The 19,402-nt window shown below is 68.1% G+C and carries 23 protein-coding genes and 1 pseudogene; 7 read left to right on the forward strand and 17 right to left on the reverse strand.

The features are described from left to right. Nucleotides 1-3: 3 nt before the first annotated feature. From HZ992_RS21160 to HZ992_RS26195, 5 genes and pseudogenes are all read right to left on the reverse strand, one after another. A complete protein-coding gene (locus tag HZ992_RS21160; protein ID WP_209383776.1) occupies nt 4-681 on the reverse strand; it encodes a response regulator in 678 nt (225 codons plus the stop codon). Beyond that, entirely contained in the window at nt 656-1,099 is a 444-nt protein-coding gene (locus HZ992_RS21165; RefSeq protein ID WP_209383777.1) for a DoxX family protein, read from the reverse strand. Before HZ992_RS21165 ends, HZ992_RS21160 begins: the two co-directional genes overlap by 26 nt. 17 nt (nt 1,100-1,116) lie before the next feature. Next, entirely contained in the window at nt 1,117-1,422 is a 306-nt protein-coding gene (locus HZ992_RS21170) for a hypothetical protein (protein WP_209383778.1), read from the reverse strand. A 90-nt stretch (nt 1,423-1,512) separates the two neighbouring features. Then, nucleotides 1,513-2,703, reverse strand: a complete 1,191-nt coding sequence (locus HZ992_RS21175) for a hypothetical protein (protein WP_209383779.1) — start codon at nt 2,701-2,703, stop codon at nt 1,513-1,515. Nucleotides 2,704-2,826: 123 nt separating this feature from the next. Continuing rightward, nucleotides 2,827-3,618 (reverse strand): annotated as a pseudogene (locus HZ992_RS26195) (hypothetical protein); the annotation flags it as partial. Between the two features lie 162 nt (nt 3,619-3,780). Here HZ992_RS26195 and HZ992_RS21185 point away from each other — a divergent pair. Genes HZ992_RS21185 through HZ992_RS21205 form a run of 5 tightly spaced genes read left to right on the forward strand, consistent with a single transcriptional unit; the run spans nt 3,781 to nt 7,103 of the window. Then, the gene (locus tag HZ992_RS21185) at nt 3,781-4,617 is read left to right on the forward strand and encodes a DUF6502 family protein (RefSeq protein WP_209383781.1); all 837 of its coding nucleotides are present in this window, start codon (nt 3,781-3,783) and stop codon (nt 4,615-4,617) included. Next, complete coding sequence (locus tag HZ992_RS21190; protein WP_209383782.1) at nt 4,614-5,183, forward strand: hypothetical protein; 570 nt, start codon at nt 4,614-4,616, stop codon at nt 5,181-5,183. Before HZ992_RS21185 ends, HZ992_RS21190 begins: the two co-directional genes overlap by 4 nt. After that, nucleotides 5,168-5,596 carry a hypothetical protein gene (locus tag HZ992_RS21195; protein ID WP_209383783.1) on the forward strand — a complete coding sequence of 143 codons (429 nt, stop codon included), beginning with the start codon at nt 5,168-5,170 and terminating at the stop codon, nt 5,594-5,596. Before HZ992_RS21190 ends, HZ992_RS21195 begins: the two co-directional genes overlap by 16 nt. 10 nt (nt 5,597-5,606) lie before the next feature. Next, nucleotides 5,607-6,584: an NAD(P)-dependent alcohol dehydrogenase gene (locus HZ992_RS21200; RefSeq protein ID WP_209383784.1), complete on the forward strand. Its 978-nt coding sequence runs from the start codon at nt 5,607-5,609 to the stop codon at nt 6,582-6,584. 60 nt (nt 6,585-6,644) lie between these two features. Beyond that, entirely contained in the window at nt 6,645-7,103 is a 459-nt protein-coding gene (locus HZ992_RS21205; protein ID WP_209383785.1) for a hypothetical protein, read from the forward strand. Nucleotides 7,104-7,111: 8 nt separating this feature from the next. On the opposite strand, the gene HZ992_RS21210 is transcribed toward HZ992_RS21205, so the two are convergent. The 6 genes from HZ992_RS21210 to HZ992_RS21235 all read right to left on the reverse strand — a co-directional run bounded on the left by HZ992_RS21210 (nt 7,112) and on the right by HZ992_RS21235 (nt 10,535). After that, nucleotides 7,112-7,684, reverse strand: a complete 573-nt coding sequence (locus HZ992_RS21210) for a hypothetical protein (protein WP_209383786.1) — start codon at nt 7,682-7,684, stop codon at nt 7,112-7,114. A gap of 32 nt (nt 7,685-7,716) precedes the next feature. Beyond that, on the reverse strand, nt 7,717-7,956 hold the full coding sequence (locus HZ992_RS21215; RefSeq protein ID WP_209383787.1) for a hypothetical protein: 240 nt from the start codon (nt 7,954-7,956) through the stop codon (nt 7,717-7,719). After that, nucleotides 7,953-8,636, reverse strand: coding sequence for a response regulator transcription factor (locus tag HZ992_RS21220; RefSeq protein ID WP_209383788.1), 684 nt, complete (start codon nt 8,634-8,636; stop codon nt 7,953-7,955). The genes HZ992_RS21215 and HZ992_RS21220 overlap by 4 nt, the downstream gene beginning before the upstream one ends. Before the next feature lie 112 nt (nt 8,637-8,748). After that, the gene (locus HZ992_RS21225; RefSeq protein WP_209383789.1) at nt 8,749-9,576 is read right to left on the reverse strand and encodes a TylF/MycF family methyltransferase; all 828 of its coding nucleotides are present in this window, start codon (nt 9,574-9,576) and stop codon (nt 8,749-8,751) included. 173 nt (nt 9,577-9,749) lie between these two features. Next, complete coding sequence (locus tag HZ992_RS21230; RefSeq protein WP_209383790.1) at nt 9,750-10,070, reverse strand: nuclear transport factor 2 family protein; 321 nt, start codon at nt 10,068-10,070, stop codon at nt 9,750-9,752. 33 nt (nt 10,071-10,103) lie between these two features. Then, nucleotides 10,104-10,535, reverse strand: a complete 432-nt coding sequence (locus tag HZ992_RS21235; RefSeq protein WP_209383791.1) for a GNAT family N-acetyltransferase — start codon at nt 10,533-10,535, stop codon at nt 10,104-10,106. Nucleotides 10,536-10,706: 171 nt separating this feature from the next. On the opposite strand from HZ992_RS21235, the gene HZ992_RS21240 reads away from it, so the two are divergent. Next, nucleotides 10,707-11,561 carry a MipA/OmpV family protein gene (locus HZ992_RS21240; protein WP_209383792.1) on the forward strand — a complete coding sequence of 285 codons (855 nt, stop codon included), beginning with the start codon at nt 10,707-10,709 and terminating at the stop codon, nt 11,559-11,561. A 21-nt stretch (nt 11,562-11,582) separates the two neighbouring features. Here the strand turns inward: HZ992_RS21240 and HZ992_RS21245 are convergent, their stop codons facing one another. The 6 genes from HZ992_RS21245 to HZ992_RS21270 are packed head-to-tail and all read right to left on the reverse strand — an operon-like array spanning nt 11,583 to nt 18,631. Further along, nucleotides 11,583-12,053 (reverse strand): tellurite resistance TerB family protein, encoded by a 471-nt coding sequence (locus HZ992_RS21245; protein WP_209383793.1) that lies wholly within the window; start codon nt 12,051-12,053, stop codon nt 11,583-11,585. 7 nt (nt 12,054-12,060) lie between these two features. Beyond that, the gene (locus HZ992_RS26200) at nt 12,061-13,032 is read right to left on the reverse strand and encodes a tRNA-uridine aminocarboxypropyltransferase (protein ID WP_371816759.1); all 972 of its coding nucleotides are present in this window, start codon (nt 13,030-13,032) and stop codon (nt 12,061-12,063) included. A gap of 21 nt (nt 13,033-13,053) precedes the next feature. Next, a complete protein-coding gene (locus tag HZ992_RS21255; RefSeq protein WP_209383794.1) occupies nt 13,054-13,881 on the reverse strand; it encodes a response regulator in 828 nt (275 codons plus the stop codon). Then, nucleotides 13,881-15,848, reverse strand: coding sequence for an ATP-binding protein (locus HZ992_RS21260; RefSeq protein WP_209383795.1), 1,968 nt, complete (start codon nt 15,846-15,848; stop codon nt 13,881-13,883). Before HZ992_RS21260 ends, HZ992_RS21255 begins: the two co-directional genes overlap by 1 nt. A 15-nt stretch (nt 15,849-15,863) precedes the next feature. Beyond that, nucleotides 15,864-16,277, reverse strand: coding sequence for a response regulator (locus tag HZ992_RS21265; RefSeq protein ID WP_209383796.1), 414 nt, complete (start codon nt 16,275-16,277; stop codon nt 15,864-15,866). Then, nucleotides 16,277-18,631, reverse strand: a complete 2,355-nt coding sequence (locus HZ992_RS21270; protein WP_209383797.1) for an ATP-binding protein — start codon at nt 18,629-18,631, stop codon at nt 16,277-16,279. The genes HZ992_RS21265 and HZ992_RS21270 overlap by 1 nt, the downstream gene beginning before the upstream one ends. Before the next feature lie 314 nt (nt 18,632-18,945). On the opposite strand from HZ992_RS21270, the gene HZ992_RS21275 reads away from it, so the two are divergent. Beyond that, entirely contained in the window at nt 18,946-19,284 is a 339-nt protein-coding gene (locus tag HZ992_RS21275; protein ID WP_209383798.1) for a hypothetical protein, read from the forward strand. The last annotated feature ends 118 nt before the right edge of the window (nt 19,285-19,402 follow it).

Genomic DNA, 19,402 nt, shown 5'->3' on the forward strand with positions numbered 1-19,402 from the left:
CGGTCAGTCATTCACCAGGCAGTAGCCGACGCCACGCACGGTGCGAATGAGCTCGGTGCCGATCTTGCGTCGCAGATTGTGGATGTGCCACTCGAGCGCACTGAACTCGAGCGGCTCGGACAGCGGAGCCACGGCCCGCGCCAGGCGATGCTTCGACACCGTCTCGCCCGGCAGCCTGGCCAGTTCCACCACGATCTGGTACTCCTTGGGCGACAGGGCCAGGACTTCACCATCGACGCGGACTTCTCGCCTGCCGGTGGCGATCCGCAACGCGCCCACGTTCCAGAGCTGCGAGGCCTGCCCCGCCGTGCGGCGGACCACCGCGCGCACGCGGGAGACGATCTCCACGGGCGCGCAAGGCTTGGTGACGTAGTCGTCCGCACCGGCGTCCAGCGCTGCGACGCGCAGTTCCAGCGCGTCGCGGGCCGACATCACGATGACCGGCATCGAGATGCTGCGCCGGCGCCAGTGCAGGAGCAGGTCGATGCCATCGCCGTCGGGCAGCCGCGAGTCGAGCAGGACGCAGGCGAAGTGCGGCGTGTCGTCACCGCATTCGCCCTCGGTCAACGCCCGAGCATGCTTCGTGCCTCGCACCCACTCGCTCGTGAGCCCGCAGCCCGACAGGGCCCGCTGGAGCTCCGCGCCGAGTTCCAGGTCATCTTCCACCAACAACAGATGCATGGTTTGTTCGCTCCGAGTGGGGTGAGGCCGCAGGCCTGTCTGCCGCGGCGATCACCAGCAAGGACACCATCAGCGACACGCTGTATTCGCTGCCACCGGTGCCGTGCTCGCCCACGAACCACCCGAAGTGGCGGTGGATCAGCACGATGCCCACGGCGACGATGACGAACAGGGCGCTGGCCATCCAGCGAGCCCGCCAGCCGATCGCCATCAAGGTGCCAGCGGCGATCTCGACGGCCGTGATGGCCCACACCACCACGACGCCGGACGGGAAGCCGAGCTTCTCGAGAAACGCCCCGAAGCCGGGGATCGAGCCATTGACAATCCGCACCACGGCATGGGCCATGAACAAGGCCGCGACGGCCACGCGCATCACGACGAGCGACGCGGGCAACGAGATGAAGGGATAGGTTTTCATGCAGGCAGACGGCAGCCTCAACGCAGCAAGGGGTTGCGTGCCACTTCGCCCTTCTTCGTGCAGATGGCCTCCGACACGCTTCGTCCGATCACGCTGAACGAACCGCCGACGAAGCAGTTGTAGTCCTGGCCCGCGCGGGTCCGGACCGCGTAGCGGGTCGTCGTTCCTTCGTCGACGCGGCTGCTGATGGTGAACGCCCCTTTGTCCAGGCCCAGCGCAAACGCCGTCCTGTCGACAAGGGCTTCGTCCGTCACGGCGAGCGATGCGCAGCCGGAAGCAGTGCCTGCCATGACCAGCAGGGCGATGAGATGAGTGGCTTTCATGTTGATCCTGAGTGAGTGAGTGAATGAGTGAATGAAGGAGGCGCCGGCGGCTCGTTCAGCAGCCGCCGGCGTGGGCAGGGTTCGGCCAGCTCAGCGCAGCACGTTCACCCAGAGACTCTTGCGGCTGCTGCTGCCGGGCACGTCGCCGCGAACCCATGCAGCGACGCCCTTGCCGTCCTGGTTGAACGCCGAGAAGGCATCGGCGCCTCGACCGTCGAGCGGTTCGATCGCCACCGCGTCGCTCCAGGCGCCACCCCAGGTCAAACGCCGCGAATAGACGTCCGAGCCGGTGGTCGGAGACGGCCATCGGTCGGGGGCGACGTAGACGATCACGGCGTTGCCGTCGGCGTCCAGGCCCAGCCCGGAGTCGATGCCGTAGGAATTCACCAGGACCGGAGCCGAGAAGCCGGAACCCGGCGTGTACTGCATCGACTTGATCGCGAAGATCCCGCTGTTCCACGTCACGACGGCCCGGCCTGTGGGCGTCATGACGAGTCGGATCCTCGCCGAGAAGACCGAGCTCACCGCGTTGACATCGACCGAAGTAGCTGCACCCCAACCGCTCGTCGCGCTGAAGACGTTGGTGTAGATCGAGTTGCCCTGGTGCCAGACCGCGATCGCGTTTCCAGCGGCATCCATGGCGACGCGCATGGGGCTGTCCGGATTGACGTTGTCGAAGCTGTTGTCGATCGACTGCGGTGCTTGCCAGCCGCCGGCCGTCGGCACGTAGCGTGCGGCCTTGACGCTGTAGTTGGCATCGCCCGGATTGCTCTCGCGCCAGATCGCCATGGCCGTGCCGTCGGCACTGATCGCCACCTCAGCGTTGTCCGTGACCAGGTTTCCGGCGGTGTCGACCCGCGCCCACGCGAGCCAGCTGTTGGCGTTGGCCGGCAGCGAGATGTTGTAGACGTCCGAGCCCGAGATCAGCACGCCGATCGCTCCCGTCGCGTCCATGACGGCGGACGTGAGCAAGCCACCGCTGCGGGGCGGCGGCACGAAGGGAGCACCCCAGCCGCCCGCAGCCGTGAAGCGGCGAGTCTCCAGGTTCGGGCGCAGCCAGGTGGCCGTGCCCGCGGCGTCCATCAACAGCTGCCCTTCGACCAGCCGCTGCGTACTCGTGCCGCTGAGGTTGGGCACCACGACTGCCGCGTCCCAGCCCTGGCCTGCTGCGTAGCGGCGGGAGAAGACCTTGCGGGTGCTGCCGTTGGGCACACCGTCGGACTGCTCCCACATGACCATTGCATCGCCGATGGGCGAGACCGCCGTCAGCACGCGGGTCATCACGTCGAAGTCTTCGCTCGCCTCGAGCAGCAGCGGGGTCTGCCAGGCCGGTGCTGCAGACGCCACCGCAAACGCGGCACCGACGCTGCGGTCCTGCGACATGGCCACCGTGCAGGTCGCCACGGCGCCGGCACAGGCGCCGGACCAACCCGAGAACCGCTGCCCAGTGGCGGGCGTTGCGGTCAGGACGACGCTGGTGCCGTCGCCGAAACTGGCGCTGCAGGCGGTGCCGCAATCCACGCCCACCGGTTGCGAGCGCACCGAGCCGTCGCCGGTCAGGCTCACGCTCAGCGTGCGCAGGACCGGCGGTGCGGCCGCGAACACCACGCTCACGCTGCGCGCCTGGTTCATCGTCACGGTGCAGGTGGTGCCCGCGCCGGTGCAGGCGCCGCCCCAGCCGCTGAGCACCTGGCCCGTGGCGGGCGTGGCGCTGAGCGACACCGTGGCTCCGGACGGGAACGCTGCGCTGCAGGTGGCGCCGCAGTCGATGCCGGCGGGTTGCGATCGCAGCGTGCCGCTTCCGGTCACGCCCACGTTCAGGGTGAAGGTCTGCGCAGGAGGCGCATTGAAGCTCGCCGTCACCGTGCGTGCCGCTTGCATGGACACGGTGCATGTCGCCGCCGTACCGGCGCAATCGCCGCCCCATCCGCTGAAGATGCGCCCAGTGTCCGCCGTCGCGGTCAGGGTGACGGAGGCAGTCGGCGCAAAGCGGCTGGCACAGGCCGACCCGCAGTCGATGCCGGCCGGCACCGACACCACGCGACCTCCACCGCTGGCCGAGACCGAGAGCAGGATGGTGGTGGCCGGCGGTGCGGAGGAGCCTCCCCCCCCGCCGCCGCAAGCCGTGAGGCCCAGGGCAGCCAGGGTGACGAGGCAGGCAGATCGAAGGAAGCTGCGAATTCGATGTGGCGACATGGCGTTGATTGACAGTGGGTTGGAAGGCGTGATCGCGACGAAGGGCCGCAGCACGGTGCTGACAGGAATCCTGTGTTTGGGTAAACTACCCAAAACATGAATCTTTGGGAAGTTTCCCCAAACATGGGGTCCACGTCAAGGGCTTTGACCGATACTTCGGTCATGGCGTCGAAGGTCGAACTCGTGCTCAAGGCATTCGTTGCGGCGAACAGGCCGCTGGTGCGGCTGCTCATCGGCCGCGGGGCCACCTTCCCGGTGGTCGCCGAGCAACTGCGCCAGCTGTTCGTGGAGGAAGCGGTCGCCGAGATCCAGCGCCGCGGCGGCAAGCCCACGAGCAGTGCGGTGTCGCTCCTCAGCGGCGTGCACCGCAAGGACCTGCGCGCGCGAGAACCCGGCGGGGCGAAGGCTGCGCACTCGCCGGCCGCAGAGCATGCCGCCCCCGCCTCGCTCGGGCTGATCGGGCAAGTCGTCGGGCGCTGGATGAGCGATCCGAAGTTCCTGGACGGCGCGACGCCGCGCATGCTGCAGCGAGGCAGCGAGCCGGGAAGTTTCGACGAGCTCGTTCAGGGCGTCAGCACCGATGTCGGGCCGCGCGCCGTGCTCGAGGAGATGCTGCGCCTGGACGTCGTGCGCGTGGAGGACGAGCACATCGTGCTGGACACCCTGGGCATGGTGCCGCGAGGCGATTTCGCGGCCATGTCCGAGGCGCTGGGGCTGAACCTTCACGATCACGCCGCCGCGGCCTGCGCCAACCTGATCGACGGGCGGAACCTGCTGGAGCAGGCCATGTACGTGGACGAGATATCGCCCGAGTCCGCACACCTGCTGCACGAGGCGGCCAGCCGCGCCTGGCGCCCGGTGCTCGCCCGCGTTCTGCGGCTGGCGGACAAGCGCGTCGCACACGACGCGGCCAAGGAAGTCGAGGCGCGGCGGCAAGCACGCGTTCGGTTCGGCGTGTATTTCTACGCCGAGGATGGCAAGGACAAGGAGCCAGAATGAAGTTGTTCAGTCCGGCCTGGCGCGCGACCCCGCGCGCCGTGGTTGCGTGGAGCCTGTTGATCGCACTGGGCGGTTGCGGCGGTGGCGTGGTGGGCACCGGCACCGGCGCGGGCGACGGCCCCGGGGATATCCCGGGCACGCCTGCCGGGTTGTGCGCAGCGGAGTTCGCCAGCGCCAGTCTGGCCTGCGCGGCGGGGTCGGACGACCCCTGGCGCGGCACGTCTGCCGTGTTCTGGGCCGACATCGACGGGGTCGACGACGGTGCCACGGTGCTCGCCATTCTCGAAGGCAACACCATGAGCCTGCAGGTGCCCTGCAGCCAGGTGGCCTTCCTCGGCACCTGGTTCGAGTTCGCCGACGGAACGCTGGCCTTCCTTGGCAGCTTTTCCGACGCCGAGGCCACCGAGGCCCGCGCCGCCATCGTGCGCGTGCTGCCGGCGCCCGACGAGCCGGGTGCGGTGGGCCGGCTGGAGATGCTCGACGCCAAGGGCGCCACGTTGTACGGGCCGTGGCTGATTCGCCGTGTGGAGGGCAACGTGAGGATCGCGGAATGCACGCTCGCCTAGCCCTGGCCTGCGGCATCCTGTGGTGCCAGGCGGCCGCAGCGGAGCCCTTGTACCTGTGCAAGGCCTACAGCGGCGGCCTGTTCTGGTCGTCCGCGCACTGCAGCACGCGGCAGGCGACGATCGACCGCATCGTCGAGGTTCCCGAGGGCATGCCGTTCGAGCAGCAGGTGATGCTCGGCAACCAGGCCGCGGCGGAAGGCGCGCGGCTGGCGGCACCGCCCCCCGCTCAACCGCCTCAGCCCGTCCAGCGATCGGCACGCCAGCGTGCCGAAGACGAATGCGCGCGGCTCGAAGCGCACATCGCGCGCCTGGATGCGATGGCGCGTCAGCCGCAGTCGGCGGCCGTGCAGGACAAGCTCGCGGAACGACGCCGCTCGGCACGCAGCCGGCAGTTCGAGCTGCGGTGCAAGTAAGCCTGCCGCGATGAGGGCCGTGGTCTGCAGGGAGTTCGGTGGGCCCGAGGTGCTGGACTTCTGCGAACGGCCGATTCCGCAGCCGCAAGCCGACGAGATCCTGGTGAAGGTCCGCGCCACGACGGTCAACTCGGCGGACTGGCGCCTTCGCTCCATGAGCCTGCCGCCCGGATTCGGGCCGCTCGGCCGGCTCGCGTTCGGGTTCACGCGGCCGAGGAATCCGGTGCTCGGCTCGGAGCTCGCTGGCGACGTCGTGGCCGTCGGGTCGCGCGTGTCCGCGTTCAAGCCGGGCGACCCGGTCTTCGCCTTCACCGGCTCGGGCCTGGGCTGTCACGCCGAATACAGGTGTCTGCCTGCCCACGGTGGCGTGGCGCTGAAGCCGCCGGATCTCAGCTATGCGCAAGCCGCCGCGCTGTGCTTCGGCGGCGCCACCATGCTGGACTTCTATGGCCGCGCTGCACTCAGGGCCGGAGAACGGGTGCTGGTCAACGGTGCCACCGGCACCGTCGGCACGGCGGCAGTGCAACTGGCCAGGCACTTCGGCGCCCACGTGACTGCGGTGTGCCGCCAGGAACGCGCCGATCTCGTCTCGTCGCTCGGTGCGCGTCGGGTGATCGACCGCTCGTCGCAGGACTTCGCAGCAGGCAGCACCGCTTACGACGTCATCGTCGATACCGCGGGGACCGCCCCGTTCTCGCGCTGTGCGCCCGTGCTCGCGCCTCGCGGCCGGCTGCTGCTCGTGCTGGCCAGCCTCGCGGAGATGCTGCGCAGCCCCTGGAACACCCTGCGCAGCGGCAAGCGCGTCATCGCCGGCCCTGCCGCGGAGCGCGCCGAGTACGTGCATCGGCTGCGCGACCTGGCGTGTGCCAGGCACTTCCTGCCGGTCATCGACCGGACGTATCCGTTCGATGAGATCCGCGCCGCGCACGAGCATGTCGACCGCGGGCACAAGGCCGGCAGCGTGGTGGTGGAGATGGGCCGAGGTTGATGTACCGGCGCCCCGTTCGGTACAGCACACGCCAAGACACAGCGAGAAGGGAATTTCATCGTGGAAAGTCGATCCAGCGGCGCCTTGCCATCCGTTCCCCTGTGGCAACTCAATTCACTGCGCTTCTTCTTCCTGCTCATGGCCTGCGTCATGGGCGGCTTTGTCTGGAAGCAGATCCTCTTCGATTCAGCCGATTGGCCGTGGACGAAAGGTCTTGCCAAATCGATGCTGGCGGCCCTGGCATTGATGAGCCTCCTGGGCGTGCGCTATCCCTTGCAAATGCTGCCGCTGATGCTCTACGAACTGGCCTGGAAGACCATCTGGATGGCCCTGATCGCCTTCCCGGCGTGGGCCTCGAACCGGATGACAGCCGACATCGAAGCGCTCTTCTTCGATTGCGTCGGGGTGGTGATCCTGTTCTTCGTGATCCCCTGGCCCTATGTCTGGGCCCGCTACTTCAAACAGCCGGCTGAACCGTGGAGAAAGCCGCCGGCCCCGGCTGGCGAAGTCATCGATTGAAGCCGGGATCAACGCGAGCCCGGCTGCAAACCTGCCTTCAGCGCAGCCTGGATGTCTTGCGGCAACGTGGCCACGCCCTTGATGACCCCCGGGCCGCCATGGGCCCAGTGCACAGAGAACGAGCGCGGCGCAGAGCTCGGGAGTCGGTACTCCTCGATGTCGAGCACGACCTCCGTCCCGCCTTCGACGAGCGCCAACGACGTGCCGATCCTGACGACCGGCCCGAGCTCACGCACTGCAATGGCGACAAGCCTGTCGTGCCGCGGCGCAGCGTCGGAAGCCGCGGACTGGATGGCCGATGCAGACAGCTGCGCAACGCGCCTCACCGAGACGGAGGCGAAGCAGCCCGAGTCCTTGAAGAATCGGTCGATGCCCTCGGCCGCTGCAGCTTCCCGCGCCGGCACATCCTTCTGATCAGGGCGCCACTGCGGAGCCCAGACGACGACGGCTGCAGCGGAAGCCCGGCACACGGGCGGCTGCGGCGAGGGCCTGAACTGCGTGCTGCTCGTGGCGGCACAGCCGCACAGCGCCAGCATCGCCAGGGCGAGCGCGGAGCCTGGCACCGGCGGGATGAAGTTCATGTCGGTCCTGTCTCGAGAAGATGGCCGCCGGCCTACTTCGGGCGGGGAAGGTTGCGTCGCGTCTGATCGTCGCGCATGCCTTCGAGGGTTTCGCGCGCCTCCTGGAGCTCCTCGTCGGTGGGAGCCCTGCGCACCACGCGCCGGCCGATGTTGCTGCCGGTGACGTCTTCGCGACGGTAGCTCGGCGATGCATCGGCTCCCTGCTCGGCGGGGGGGGTCTGGCAACCGGCGAGGTTGACGATGAACAGAACAAGCATTGCGATTCGGTTCATGAAACAGGTCCTGCGTTGTGGTTCGTCGACAGATGGAGATGGCGCGTTTCAGGCGCCCCGCTCTCATCCGTATTCTGGAGGAGCAAGCCTCGCTGGTGAGCCTTGATCACCGCCTGCGTGCGGTTGCGGGCGCCCAGATTGTCGAACAGCGCCGTCACGTGCAGCTTGACGGTGCGCTCGGCGATGCTCAGCGCATCGGCGATGCGCTTGTTCGGTTCGCCAAGCGCGATCAGCGACAGCACCTCGTGCTGCCTGGGCGTGATCGACAGGAGCCGGCCAGCATCCTCGTGCATCGCGCCATGCGGTCCGCCATGGGCCCTGACCAGCTCTCGGAGCCGGGCCACGAAGACGTCCGCCGGCAGCGCACGATGGATCACGCCGGCAACACCCGCGTGCACGAGCATCCTCTGGCTCCAATCGCCATGATTTCGGACGATCACCACACGCACGGCCGTCGGAAATCGCTGCGCGATCGATGCCAGCACCGCTGGACCGCCGGCGTCGAGCGCATGGGCATCGACCATCACCACATCGGTCTTCGCGCAGCCGTGCTGAGGGTCTTGCAGCCAGGCACTCGTCGAGGTGTAGACGCGCAGTTCGTCGGCAGGCGAACTTCTCGACAAGACATGCGCCAGGCCGACGCCGAACAAGGGTTCGCGATCGATCAGCACCAGGCGCATGGCATTCTTCCGGCAAGCACAGGAGACACCCTCTTCGAGCGACAGAAGACTGTCGGGGTGACAGGCTAAACCGGGTCACCTTTGCGTTTGCCCAGTGAGACGCCCTGCCGCGTCAGGCGAAAGGCTTGCGCCAGAAGGCGCCGCTCCAGTCGATCCGGGTCAGCGATGGCTGCATGTCATGCGCACGGAAGTAGTCGTCGACGGCCTGGCGGCAGGCCGGATGCGAGTAGTCGTCGACGATGCAGAAGCCGCCTGGCTGCAGCTTCGGATAGAGCGCCTGCAAGGCATCGTGCGTGGACTCGTACATGTCGCCGTCCAACCGCAGGATCGCGAGGCGTTCGATCGGCGCGCTCGCCAGCGTGTCCTTGAACCAACCCTCCAGGAAGACGACCTGGTCGTCGAGCAGGCCGTAGCGCCTGAAGGACTCTTCGACCTGCTGCCGCGACACGCCCAGGTAGTCGCGAAAGCGGTGGTGGTCGTCGCCGGCATCGGCGGGGTACCTGCCCTGGTCCGGGGGCGGCAGGCCCTGAAAGGAATCCGCCGCAAACACCCGCCGGTCGACACTGCCGCAGGCCTTGAGGATGCCCTTCATGAGGATCACCGCACCGCCGCGCCAGACGCCGGTCTCGATGAAGTCGCCAGGAATGTCCTCGCGGATCACGGTCTGGACGCAGTCACGGAGGTTGTCCAGCCGTCTCGAACCGATCATCGAGTGGGCCAGCGTGGGCCAGGTGGCGCCGACCGCGCGCCTCGAACGGTCCGCGCGCGGCAGCTTCGTGACCTGGTAGCCCAGCCGCTGAAGCCCGTGCGACAGGCCGTGAAGCAGCTTGTGGCCGGGTCGCCGGGCCGGCAACAGCGTCACCGGCATGCCCGGTTCGTCCCACAGGTCGAATTCGAGTGTCTTCTTGAGCAGGTCGATGTAGAGCTCGGTGGGATCCATGCGCGTGCGAGTTGACGGGGCTGCCTGACAGGGCCCTGGGCCGCTCGGTGCACCAGGGGCGCCCGGTTGGGCAAGCGACCCGTCGGATCGCGCTTCACCTCCGGTCGCGCGTCGAGAATCTAGGCGCTGCCCGACTCGCGCGGAATAGCACCAAAGGGCAGGCGAGTCACCGGCTACTCGCTCGGGCGACCCAGGTAGGCCCTGATCGCGCAGATGCGGCCGCTGTCGTTGAACTCCACGACGTCGACCACGAAGAGTTCGAGCTCGCCGTCGATCAGGATGCGCAGTTCGCCGGCGACCGCCCGCTCGGACTCGTGGGTGGACAGCACGTCGATCTCGATGGAACGGGCCGCGTCGAAGTTCTTCGCGGTCTCCGCGAGCGCGGCACGCCGCCCTTGCACGAAGAGCTTCCAGTCACGCAGGCGGATGTCGTCGGCGAACAGTCCGTCGATGGCACCGAGGTCCTTGCGCGCATAGGCGGCGAGGTAGTCCATGAAGCTTTTTCGGTTCTTCACTGGGGCACGCTCTCAAGCTGGGGGGCTGTCTTGATAGAGGGTCGGAAAGTACCGCTCCATGATCGACTCGGGACGCGCCGGAGACGCGAAGCCGAACTGCGCATACAGGCCGTGGGCGCTGCTCGTGGCCAGCATGAATCGGCGCAGACCCTGCAACTCCGGGTGCGACAAGGCCGCCTGCGTGATGAGCTTGCCAAACCCGCGCCCTCGATAGGCCGGCAGCACGAAGACATCGGCGAGGTAGGCGAACGTGGCGTGATCGGAGACGACCCTGGCAAACGCGACCTGGGACTGTTCGACAAAGCCGCCGAAGCACAGCGAGTGCTCGATGGCACGCTCGACGAGCGGCCGGGAGATGCCTCGGGCCCAGGTGGAGTGCTGGCTGAGAAAGCCATGAATCAGGGCCAGGTCGAGTTCCGACTTGTCGGTCGTGAAGCGAATCATGTGCGATGGCTGGGCTGGGCTGGGCTGGGCTGGGCCGCGGCGCCTGCGCGGTACCGGCCGACATGTTAGATCGACCGCCCCCTTTGCCACGAATGTGCGGCACCGGCCCTTTGCATTTGCAAAGCCTCGGGTCACTAGAGTGCGCCGCTTCCAGAACAGCCCGTGCACTCCATGAACCTGAAGTCTCCTCGACGCCGACTCCTGAACCTGCCCTTCGACCACTTCCACCGACCCAACGCCCGGCCGCTTTGCGCGTTGCTCGTCATCGTCGCGGCGCCACTCGTGGCACAGGCCCAGAGCACGCCGCCTCGCGAAGGCTTCAGCGCGACACTCGGGCTGGGCGTCGTTTCCAGCAGCAGCTACGAAGGCAGCCCGCATCGTCGGACGCTCGTCTTCCCGGACGTCTCGATGTCGTATCGAACGCAGGCCCTTGGAACCTTCGATCTGGGGCCACAGGGCTTGACCTGGGCGCCGCCCGGGGACGACGAGCTTCATTGCGGGCTGGTGCTCACCAGCGACCCGGGGCGACTCGATCGCCGGCCCGGGCGCCTGAACCCCACGCCCGGCGACAGCCGCCTGGCGGGCATGGGCGACATCGACAGCAGCGTCGAGGCCGGTGCATTCGTCGGCTTCGGCCCGCTGCTGGTCACGGCGCGTCGCTCCCTGCGTGACGAGCCTCATGCAGCCTCCCGGGTGGACATCGCCTTGCGGCACGGCGTGGCACTGAGCGACCGGCTCGGAGTTCAGGTGGAGGCCGCGGCTGCATGGGCGGGCCGGGGTTTCATGCAGTCCCATTTCGGCGTGACGTCGGCCCAGGCCGCAGCCAGCGGCTTTCGCGTCTACTCGCCGGGGGCAGGCTGGCATCGCACCACCTTGAGCGTCGCCGCCGAATACAGGCTCGCGACGCCTTGGAGCGCGCGGGCTTCACTGACAGGCACGCGGCTGAGCGACGCGGCGGCAGACAGCCCCATCGTGGCCCGGCGAAGTTTCGCGACCGCGGCCGTCAGCGTTGTTCGTGAGTTCTAGTCGCCGCGCCGGCGCGTCCGCTCATCCCTTTGCGGACGCAGCTTGCTGGGCGCGCATGCGCGCGTGGGCGTACGCGCCCTGCGGCACGTGCAGCAGGTCGGCCACGCGCCACAGCACGTGGCGCTCGTGGTCGCCGAGGTGCCCGTCGGCATAGGCGACGTGCCACATGTGTTCGACCATGCGCAGCTTCTGCGGCATGTCGAAGCGCTCGTTGATGCGCGAGGTGAAGCTGAACAGATCGGTGGCGTCACGCGCCGCCACCTCGGCCAGCTCGGCCAGGCGCTGCGCCTCGTCGTCACTCAGCGCGAACTTGTCGCGCAGGGCCGCTCGCACCGCCTCGCGCTCACCGGCATGGAAGCTGGCATCGGCGCGCATCACCTCCACGAGCATGACGGCCGTGGCGAGCTGCAGCAGGTGCTCGGTCGCTTCGGGGCTGGCCTGCGCCGGCGGCGGCAGCAGGCGGTCGAGCAGATCGTTCAGGGTCTTGAGCATGGCCTCATCATGCCGCCAAACGCCGTGGCCGGCGCTGCCGGGCCGCCACGCCTGCGACGAACTCGCCGAAGGCGTCGAGCAGCGGCGCGGCATCGAAGGACGGGCCCTCCAGCATCGCCAGCGCCGCAACGGTGGCTTCGAGCGTCGAGACCTGGTCGGCCCGCCGCGCCGCGCGGATCTCGCGGTAGCGGGTCGGCGCGGGCGCGTCCAGCGACAGCCGGGGCAGCGCGGCCAGGGCCGGGTGCTCGAGGAGCATCCGCAGGCTCTTGCGCCACGTCGCGTCGAGGACCACCAGCCTCACGGGCGCGCCTTCATTCGTCCCCGGGGCCGCCGGCGCGGGCGCGGCTGGCACGTCCGGATAGAGCAGCCACGTCTGCCGGCCGGGGCGCTGCAGCAGAGCCTCCAGCACCTCAGGCGCGAAGCGCTCGCCGACGACCACCTCGCAGTGCGCCAGAGACAGGCGCAGCATCGCCACGCTGTTCTTCGCCTGGCGCTGTTCCTGCGGGTGTTGCAGCACGAGCACCTCGGTGCGATGGGCGGTCGGCCGCGCCAGCGCGCACAGGCAGGCCGTCTGCGGGCGCAGGCAGCGCGCGCAGACCGCGCGGCGAGGGGTGGGCGCATCTGTCACGCGGGAATGGTCGCACGCCTGTCCCGCCTTCTGCCGCTGGGCGTCGCCGCAGGTCCACGATCGCCGGGGATCGGGAGCAACGATTCGCTCACGCGGAGTCGACCATGGCCCGGACCTGCCACCACGGCGGCCACTCTTGTAGCCGCCGCTGTTGTCGTTCATCGTGATCCAGCGCCGCTCTTCGGCGCGATAGAACCAGTCCTTGTCCTGCTGGAAGAACACCTGCGTGCCGGCGGCTTCCCGGATGTTGACGATCTCGTTGCCGTGGGCGCGCACCTCGTCGAAACCGGTGGTCGCCTGCTGGACCATCTCGCTGTAGTGAGAGTTGAGCTCCAGCAGCAGAGTGTTCACCTCAGCCGGCATGCGCGTGAATCACGGCAAGTGCTCCGGCAGAACCTGCGCGCCGACGCCACGGTAGCCGATGAACCGGCAGGTTTCGTCGAGCATGGGCTCACCGCTGATCCTGAACTGCTCGCGCGAACCGTCGGCGCGCTGGCGGTGGAGAACGAAGTCCAGGAAGGGCCGGCGCGCTGCGATGTTGTCCTTCAACGCCTGGCAGCCGACAGCGTCCCAGGCGCCGCCGACGTCGGCCCCCGCTGCGCCGGCCGATGCGGCGTCGACCATGCCCAGGATCTGCGCGACGGGGCCGGACACTTTCGTGAAGTCGCCCGCCTCGTTCAGTTCCCAGTACCAGTCTGCCGCCAGTGCGGTCAGGTTGCGGAAACGGGCTTCGCTTTCCCGCAGTTCGGCAGTCCGCGCCAGCACGGTCATTTCCAGATGCTTGTTGTGCGCTGCCACCATCTTGTAGAGCAGGCGCAACTCGAGCATGTGCCGGATGCGGATCTTGACTTCCACAATGTCGAAGGGCTTGTTGATGAAGTCCATGGCACCCGCCTGCAGTGCACGCAGCTTGTGTCCGGGTTGGGCGGTGAGCACGATCACAGGCAAACAGACATCATCGGTGTCCGATCTCAGACCTTCCATGACGCCGAATCCATCCAGCCCGGGCATCAGCAGGTCGAGCAGGATCAGGTCGTAGCGGTTTTCGCGGTGCATCGAGCCGACCTGCAGCGGGTCGAGCGTCGACTGCACGTGGGTGTACCCGGCTTCGTGCAGCAGGCGTTCCAGCATCTGCACATGGGCCTGCTGATCGTCGACGATCAGGATCTTGGCATTCAGAAGATCGGCTTCGGTCAACATCAGGCATTCTCCAGGGTGGTGGCGCTGCGGCCGATGGCGTGGGTTCGCTGAAGCGCCAGGTCCAGCGCGTCCACGAAGGCGTCGCTCTCCATGGGCTGCGCAAGGAATCTGAAGCAGCCCGCCGCCAGCGCGGCCTCGGCATCGCGCGGCATGGCGTCTTCACCCAGTGCGATGACAGGGATGTGCGATGTGCTCGGGTCTCTGGCCAGCAACTGCATGGCCTGCAGGCCGCCTGGGTCCGACGGGCGGACGCCGATCAGGATCACGTCGGGCCGCGCCGACCGTGCCATCTTGATGCCGGCGTCGATGTCGCGTGCGCGCAGCAGGCAAGTACGCGGCCGTCGGGCAAGGATTCTTTCGAGGCGCAGCAGTCGGCCAGCGTCTTCCTCGACGTACAGCACGGTGTGCTCCGGCACACGTCTGTCGTCAACGGGCGGCGGTGCCGCATCAAGCTCGAACCAGAAGCAGCTGCCGACGCCTGGCGTGCTGTCGACACCGATGCAACCGCCCATCAGCTCGACCAGCCGCTTGCAGATCACCAGGCCGATGCCCGTGCCAGGCTCGGTGCCGGACTCCTTTCCGAGCCGATTGAAGGGCTGGAAGAGTTGCGCGATCTGCGCTGCCGCCAGTCCCCGGCCTGTGTCCTCGACACTCACGCGCACGCGCTGCTCGGGTGTCACGGTGCAGCGCACCGTGACCTGCCCGGCGCTGCGGTTGTACTTGATGGCGTTGGACAGCAGGTTGATGAGCACCTGCTTCGTCCTCGTCGGGTCGGCCTGCACGAAGCAGGGCTGCTCGAAGTGCGGGAAGACCAGCCGGATGCCACCACCCTGCGCCTGCGGCTCGATCATGGCCCGGCAGTCATCGAGCACATCCTGCAGCGACATCGACTGCGACGACAGCACGGTCTTGCCGGACTCGATCGACGTCAAGTCGAGGATCTCGTTGATCAGGCCCAGCAGGTACCAGCCGGCGCTGAGGATCTGCTGGACGCTGTCCTGCTGTGCCGGCGTGGGCGGGGGCGTGCCGGCCTCGAGGAGCTGCGTGAAGCCGAGCATGGCGCTCAGCGGCGAGCGGAGCTCATGGCTCATGCTGAGCAGGAAATCCGATTTCGCCCGGTTCGCCGCCTCTGCCTCGGCCTTGGCGGCAATCAGCGCCAGTTCGACGCGCTTGCGTTCCGTGGTGTCGTAGAACAGCACCGCCACTTGGCGCGCTTGCGGATCCCCCAGACGAAAGGCGTAGACATCGAACCAGCGTTGCAGGGCCTCGGAGTGCCGCTCCATGCGCACAGGCGTGCCCGTCGAGGCGACGCGTCCATAGGCCTTGAGCCACAGGTCCTCGATGTCCGGCACCAGGCCATGCAGAGTCCGGCCCACGGCCGCATGCAAGCCGGTTTGTTGCTCGAACGCCGGGTTGACCTGGATGTAGTGGGCATCGATGGCGTCGCCGGCTGAGTCGAAGCTCAGCTCTATGACGGCATAGCCCGCGTCGATCGAGTTGAACAGGGCTCGGTAGCGCTCTTCCGATGTGCGCAGGGCTTCTTGCGCACCCCGGCGTTCGGTCAGCAGCGCGAAGCGTCCGATGGCGTTCTCGACAGCGCGCGTCAGGCTGTCGGCGCTGGTCCAGCGCTTGCCGATGAAATCCTGGGCACCGGCGCCGAGCAGATTCGGCCCTTCTTCCATCGCCATGCCGGTGATCACGACCACCGGGCACGGCGGCATTCCGGTGTCGCGGCACAGCGCCGCCAGCACCGCATGGGCGTTCATGTCGGGCAGGTCGTAGTCGAGCAGCACGCAGTCCACCGGCCCGCTGTGCGGGTCGAGCAGCATGCAGATGCCCTCGGCGCCCAGCCGGGCCTCGCTGAAGCGGTAGCGGCGGCTGCCACCGAGCAACAGCATCTGTCGCAGCTCGGCGCAGTCTTCCGCGTTGTCTTCGATCAGCAGAATGTGCCAGGGCGGTTTGGCCATTGGGTAGGGGGAGGTTCAGGCGGGCAGCACGACGCTGCCCAGCCAGTAGGCGAAGATCTGCTGCAGAACCTGCAGATGCAGGGCGTGGTCCACCGGTTTGACGTGGTACGCATTGGCGCCGTGCGCGTAGCAGAACTGCAGGTCGCGTGGGTTGGCCGAGGCGGTGAGCACCACGAGCGGCAAGGCCTTGAACCTGTCGTCGCTTCGGATCTCTCGCAATGCTTCGCGGCCATCGTCACCGGGCGTGTTCAGGTCGAGCAGCACCAGCCCCAGGCGGCCGCGCAGGTCGCCGTGCAATTGGCGCAGGCAATCGCTCCCGGAGCTGGCGCGCACGATCGGATGGGGCAGCTGCGCGCGCCGGGCGGCATCCTGCACGGTCTGGAAGTCTTCGTCGGAGTCCTCCACCACGAGGATGGGTCGCCCAGGCATCAGCGCGCCTCCCCCGGCATGCCGGGCAAGGTGAAAAAGAACGTGGTGCCCACGCCCAGGCTCGAATCCAGCCAGACACGCCCGCCGTGGCGCTGCACCAGCTTCTGAACGATGGTCAGACCGGCGCCGACGCCGCCGCCGTAGTCGTCGCGGCCGTGCATCCGCTTGAACATGCGAAACACCTGTTCGTGGTGCCGCTGGGCAATGCCGATGCCGTCGTCCTTGACGTAGAAGATGGCTTGCCCGGCGGTTTCGGGCGGGGCGTTGGGACGCGCTGCCGCTTCATCTGCGGCGAGGTAACCCACTTCGATGCGCACGTCGGCCTGCTGCTTGTACTTGATCGAGTTGGCCAGCAGGTTGCTGTAGATCTCTCGAACCCGAACCGGGTCGCATCGCGCGTTCGGCAGCGGCCGCGGAATCTCGATGCTGCAGCGGCTTTCGGGCCGCTGCGCTCCGATCATCTCCAGTGCCTCCTCGAGCACCGCATTGAGGTCGGCATCTTCCAGCTCCAGCTCCATCCGGCCCACGCGCGAGAAGTGCAGCAGCGAGTCGAGGAGGCTGTCCATGCGCACGGTCAGGCGCATCATGTTCTCGATGCGCCTGCGGTTGTCGCCGTCCACGGCCTCTGCGCTTTCCAGCAACTGGTGCGCGTAGCGGTGGATGCCGCGCAGCGGCTCCTTCAGGTCGTGCGAGGCCACGTACGCAAAGGCGTCGAGCTCGTCGTTGCTGCGCGTCAGGTCGGCGTTCAGGTCGGCCAGGCGTTCGGCACGGGTGATGACGAGCTCCAGCACCAGCAGGCGCAAGCGCAGCGCCGCATCGATCTCGATGCCCGCCCAGGGCGGCGACTGCCCGCGCACCGATTCGACGAAGATCTCGAACGATGCGCGCGGGCTCAGGCGCAGGCCCTGCGGGCCGGGAACGGCCGGCTCGTCGTGCGGATTGCCCGCCCACTTCACCGTCTGCAGGGTCTGGGGCCGGAACCAGATCATCAGCCCGCGCCGCTGGCGAGACAGCGCCACCGCGAGCACGCCGCTGGCGATGTCTTCCAACCCCTCGGCGGCGGGGCAAGCACGCGCCAGCGCATCCGTGACAAAGACCGGCCGTGTCGCAGATTCCAGTTCGGGCCGCCCGTACAGCCACGCGGCCAGCTCGTCGAGCTGAGTCACGTCGGGCACGCGGCCCACGCACCACCAGCGATCCAGGTGGTACAGCGCGGCGCCGCCGGCATCGATGGCATCGAGCAGCGAGGGCTGGTGCGCGGTGAGGGCGAGCAGGTCGCCTTCGCGTGCCGAGCGGGCCACCAGTTGCTGGTGCACTTCTTCCAGCCTCAGCCGGTAGGACAGCTGTTCTGCCTGTTCGGCCGACTTCAGTTGCAGCGACGCCACCTGGGCCAGCAGTTCGCAGGCCGCGCGTACCTGGTAGGGAAACTGCGTGGCGGCGTAGTGGTGGCAGGCGATCAGGCCCCAGAGTTCACCGTCGAGCATGATGGGCATCGTGAGCGACGCCGCCACGCCCATGTTGGCCAGGTACTCGGTGTACATCACCGACGCGCCGCGCAGCGCGCAGTGCGTCATGTCGAGCGCGTGGCCGTTGTCGGGATTGGCCAGTGGAAGCATTTCCACCAGCGGGCCGGCGGCATCGGGCAACGGGCGGATCCAGATGCGCTTGAAGATCTCGCGCGCCGGCTGCGGGATGTCGGCAGCCGGGTAGTGCAGCCCGAGCCAGGGCGCCAGCGTGTCGCGCCTGCTTTCGGCGATGACCTCGCCGTGATGGTCGGGGTGGAAGCGGTAGACCATCACGCGGTCCAGGCCCGTGATGGCGCGCACTTCCTCGGTCACTTGCTGGCAGAAGCCGCGCACGCTGGCAGCGGCCTGCAGGCGACCGACCGCCGACTTCACCAGCAGGAAGAAGTCGCTGCCGCTGTGCTGGCCGGCGCGCACGGTGGACTCGAACTCCAGCACGGCCACACCGCCGCTGGTGTGCAGGCTGACGTCGAGCGGCAACGCGCCGGAGCGCGCCGGCAGCGTGAACGCGTAGGCCGGACCGCGCTCCAGCGCCTCGTGCGCCAGCATCTCGCGCAGGCGAGCCTCTCCCGTGGAACCCACCACGTGACCCACCGGCTGGCCGAGCAACTGCTCCGCGGCTTCGCCCAGGTGCTGCAAGGTGTTTTCGCTGGCCTGCAGGATCCGCAGGTCGCTCAGGCGCAGCACCAGCAGCGCGCCATGGGCCTGGATGCAGCCCGGCGTCTGCACCGGTTCGCTGTCGCAGCTGGTCAGTGTCGTGCCGTGGCGCTTGATGCTGTAGGGGCCCGTTCCCCAGGGCAGGGGCGGGTCAGCAGTGGCTCGCGAGTTCATCGTGCGGCGTGCCCTGGGGTGGTGCCGCAGGAGAGACAGCGCAGGCACACACGCTCGGACGCCGGCGCGAGCGTCCTCCGGCAGCTGGGTTGGGTTTCGTAGGGCAAGATTCCGGCAAGATCGCATGCCGCCGGCGCCGTGTCTGTGCGGTATCGAACATGCTCACCGGTCGACAGGCGGCGTGCCCTGTGGTCAGACGAAGTGCCGGCACGCGGCCGGGGCGCCAGGCTCCGGCGACAGGGGTCGCACCGAATTCTTTTCTTGCGGTGCGCCCCAATGCGGGAACTCGATCCGAATCGGACTACCCTCCGGGTATGCAAAAAGACACCACACCGAAACCCATGGAGCCCTTCACTCTCGAAGAAGAGAGGGCGCTTGTAGACAAGCTCGACACGCTGTCGGTGGCCTCACTCCAGAACTACATCGCTTCAGCGCGATCTGCGCTGGGGAGCAAAGCCTTGGCGGCAACCTGGCGGCCGCGCATCGAGTTCGGCGCAGGCCATGCGGAGCAGGCGTTGGTCAAGGCGCAGGCCGCCTCGGCGCGCGATGCACTGGCACTTTCTCTCGCGCCACCGGTGGTCGCGTCGAAGTCGAAGAAGGCGGCCGCGCCTGTCGCAGACGAGGAGTCCGAGCAGACGACCGACGAAGCGTGACCCGGGAATGCGCCGATGACCCGGCCGCGTCGGGCGTGGGCGGTCGTTCGGGCGCGGAATGCGAATTCCCGAATCCAGTCTCTCGCGGCCGACCCAGCACTCAACCTCAGGCAAGCTG

Source organism: Rhizobacter sp. AJA081-3 (assembly GCF_017795745.1).
Lineage (GTDB): Bacteria > Pseudomonadota > Gammaproteobacteria > Burkholderiales > Burkholderiaceae_C > Piscinibacter.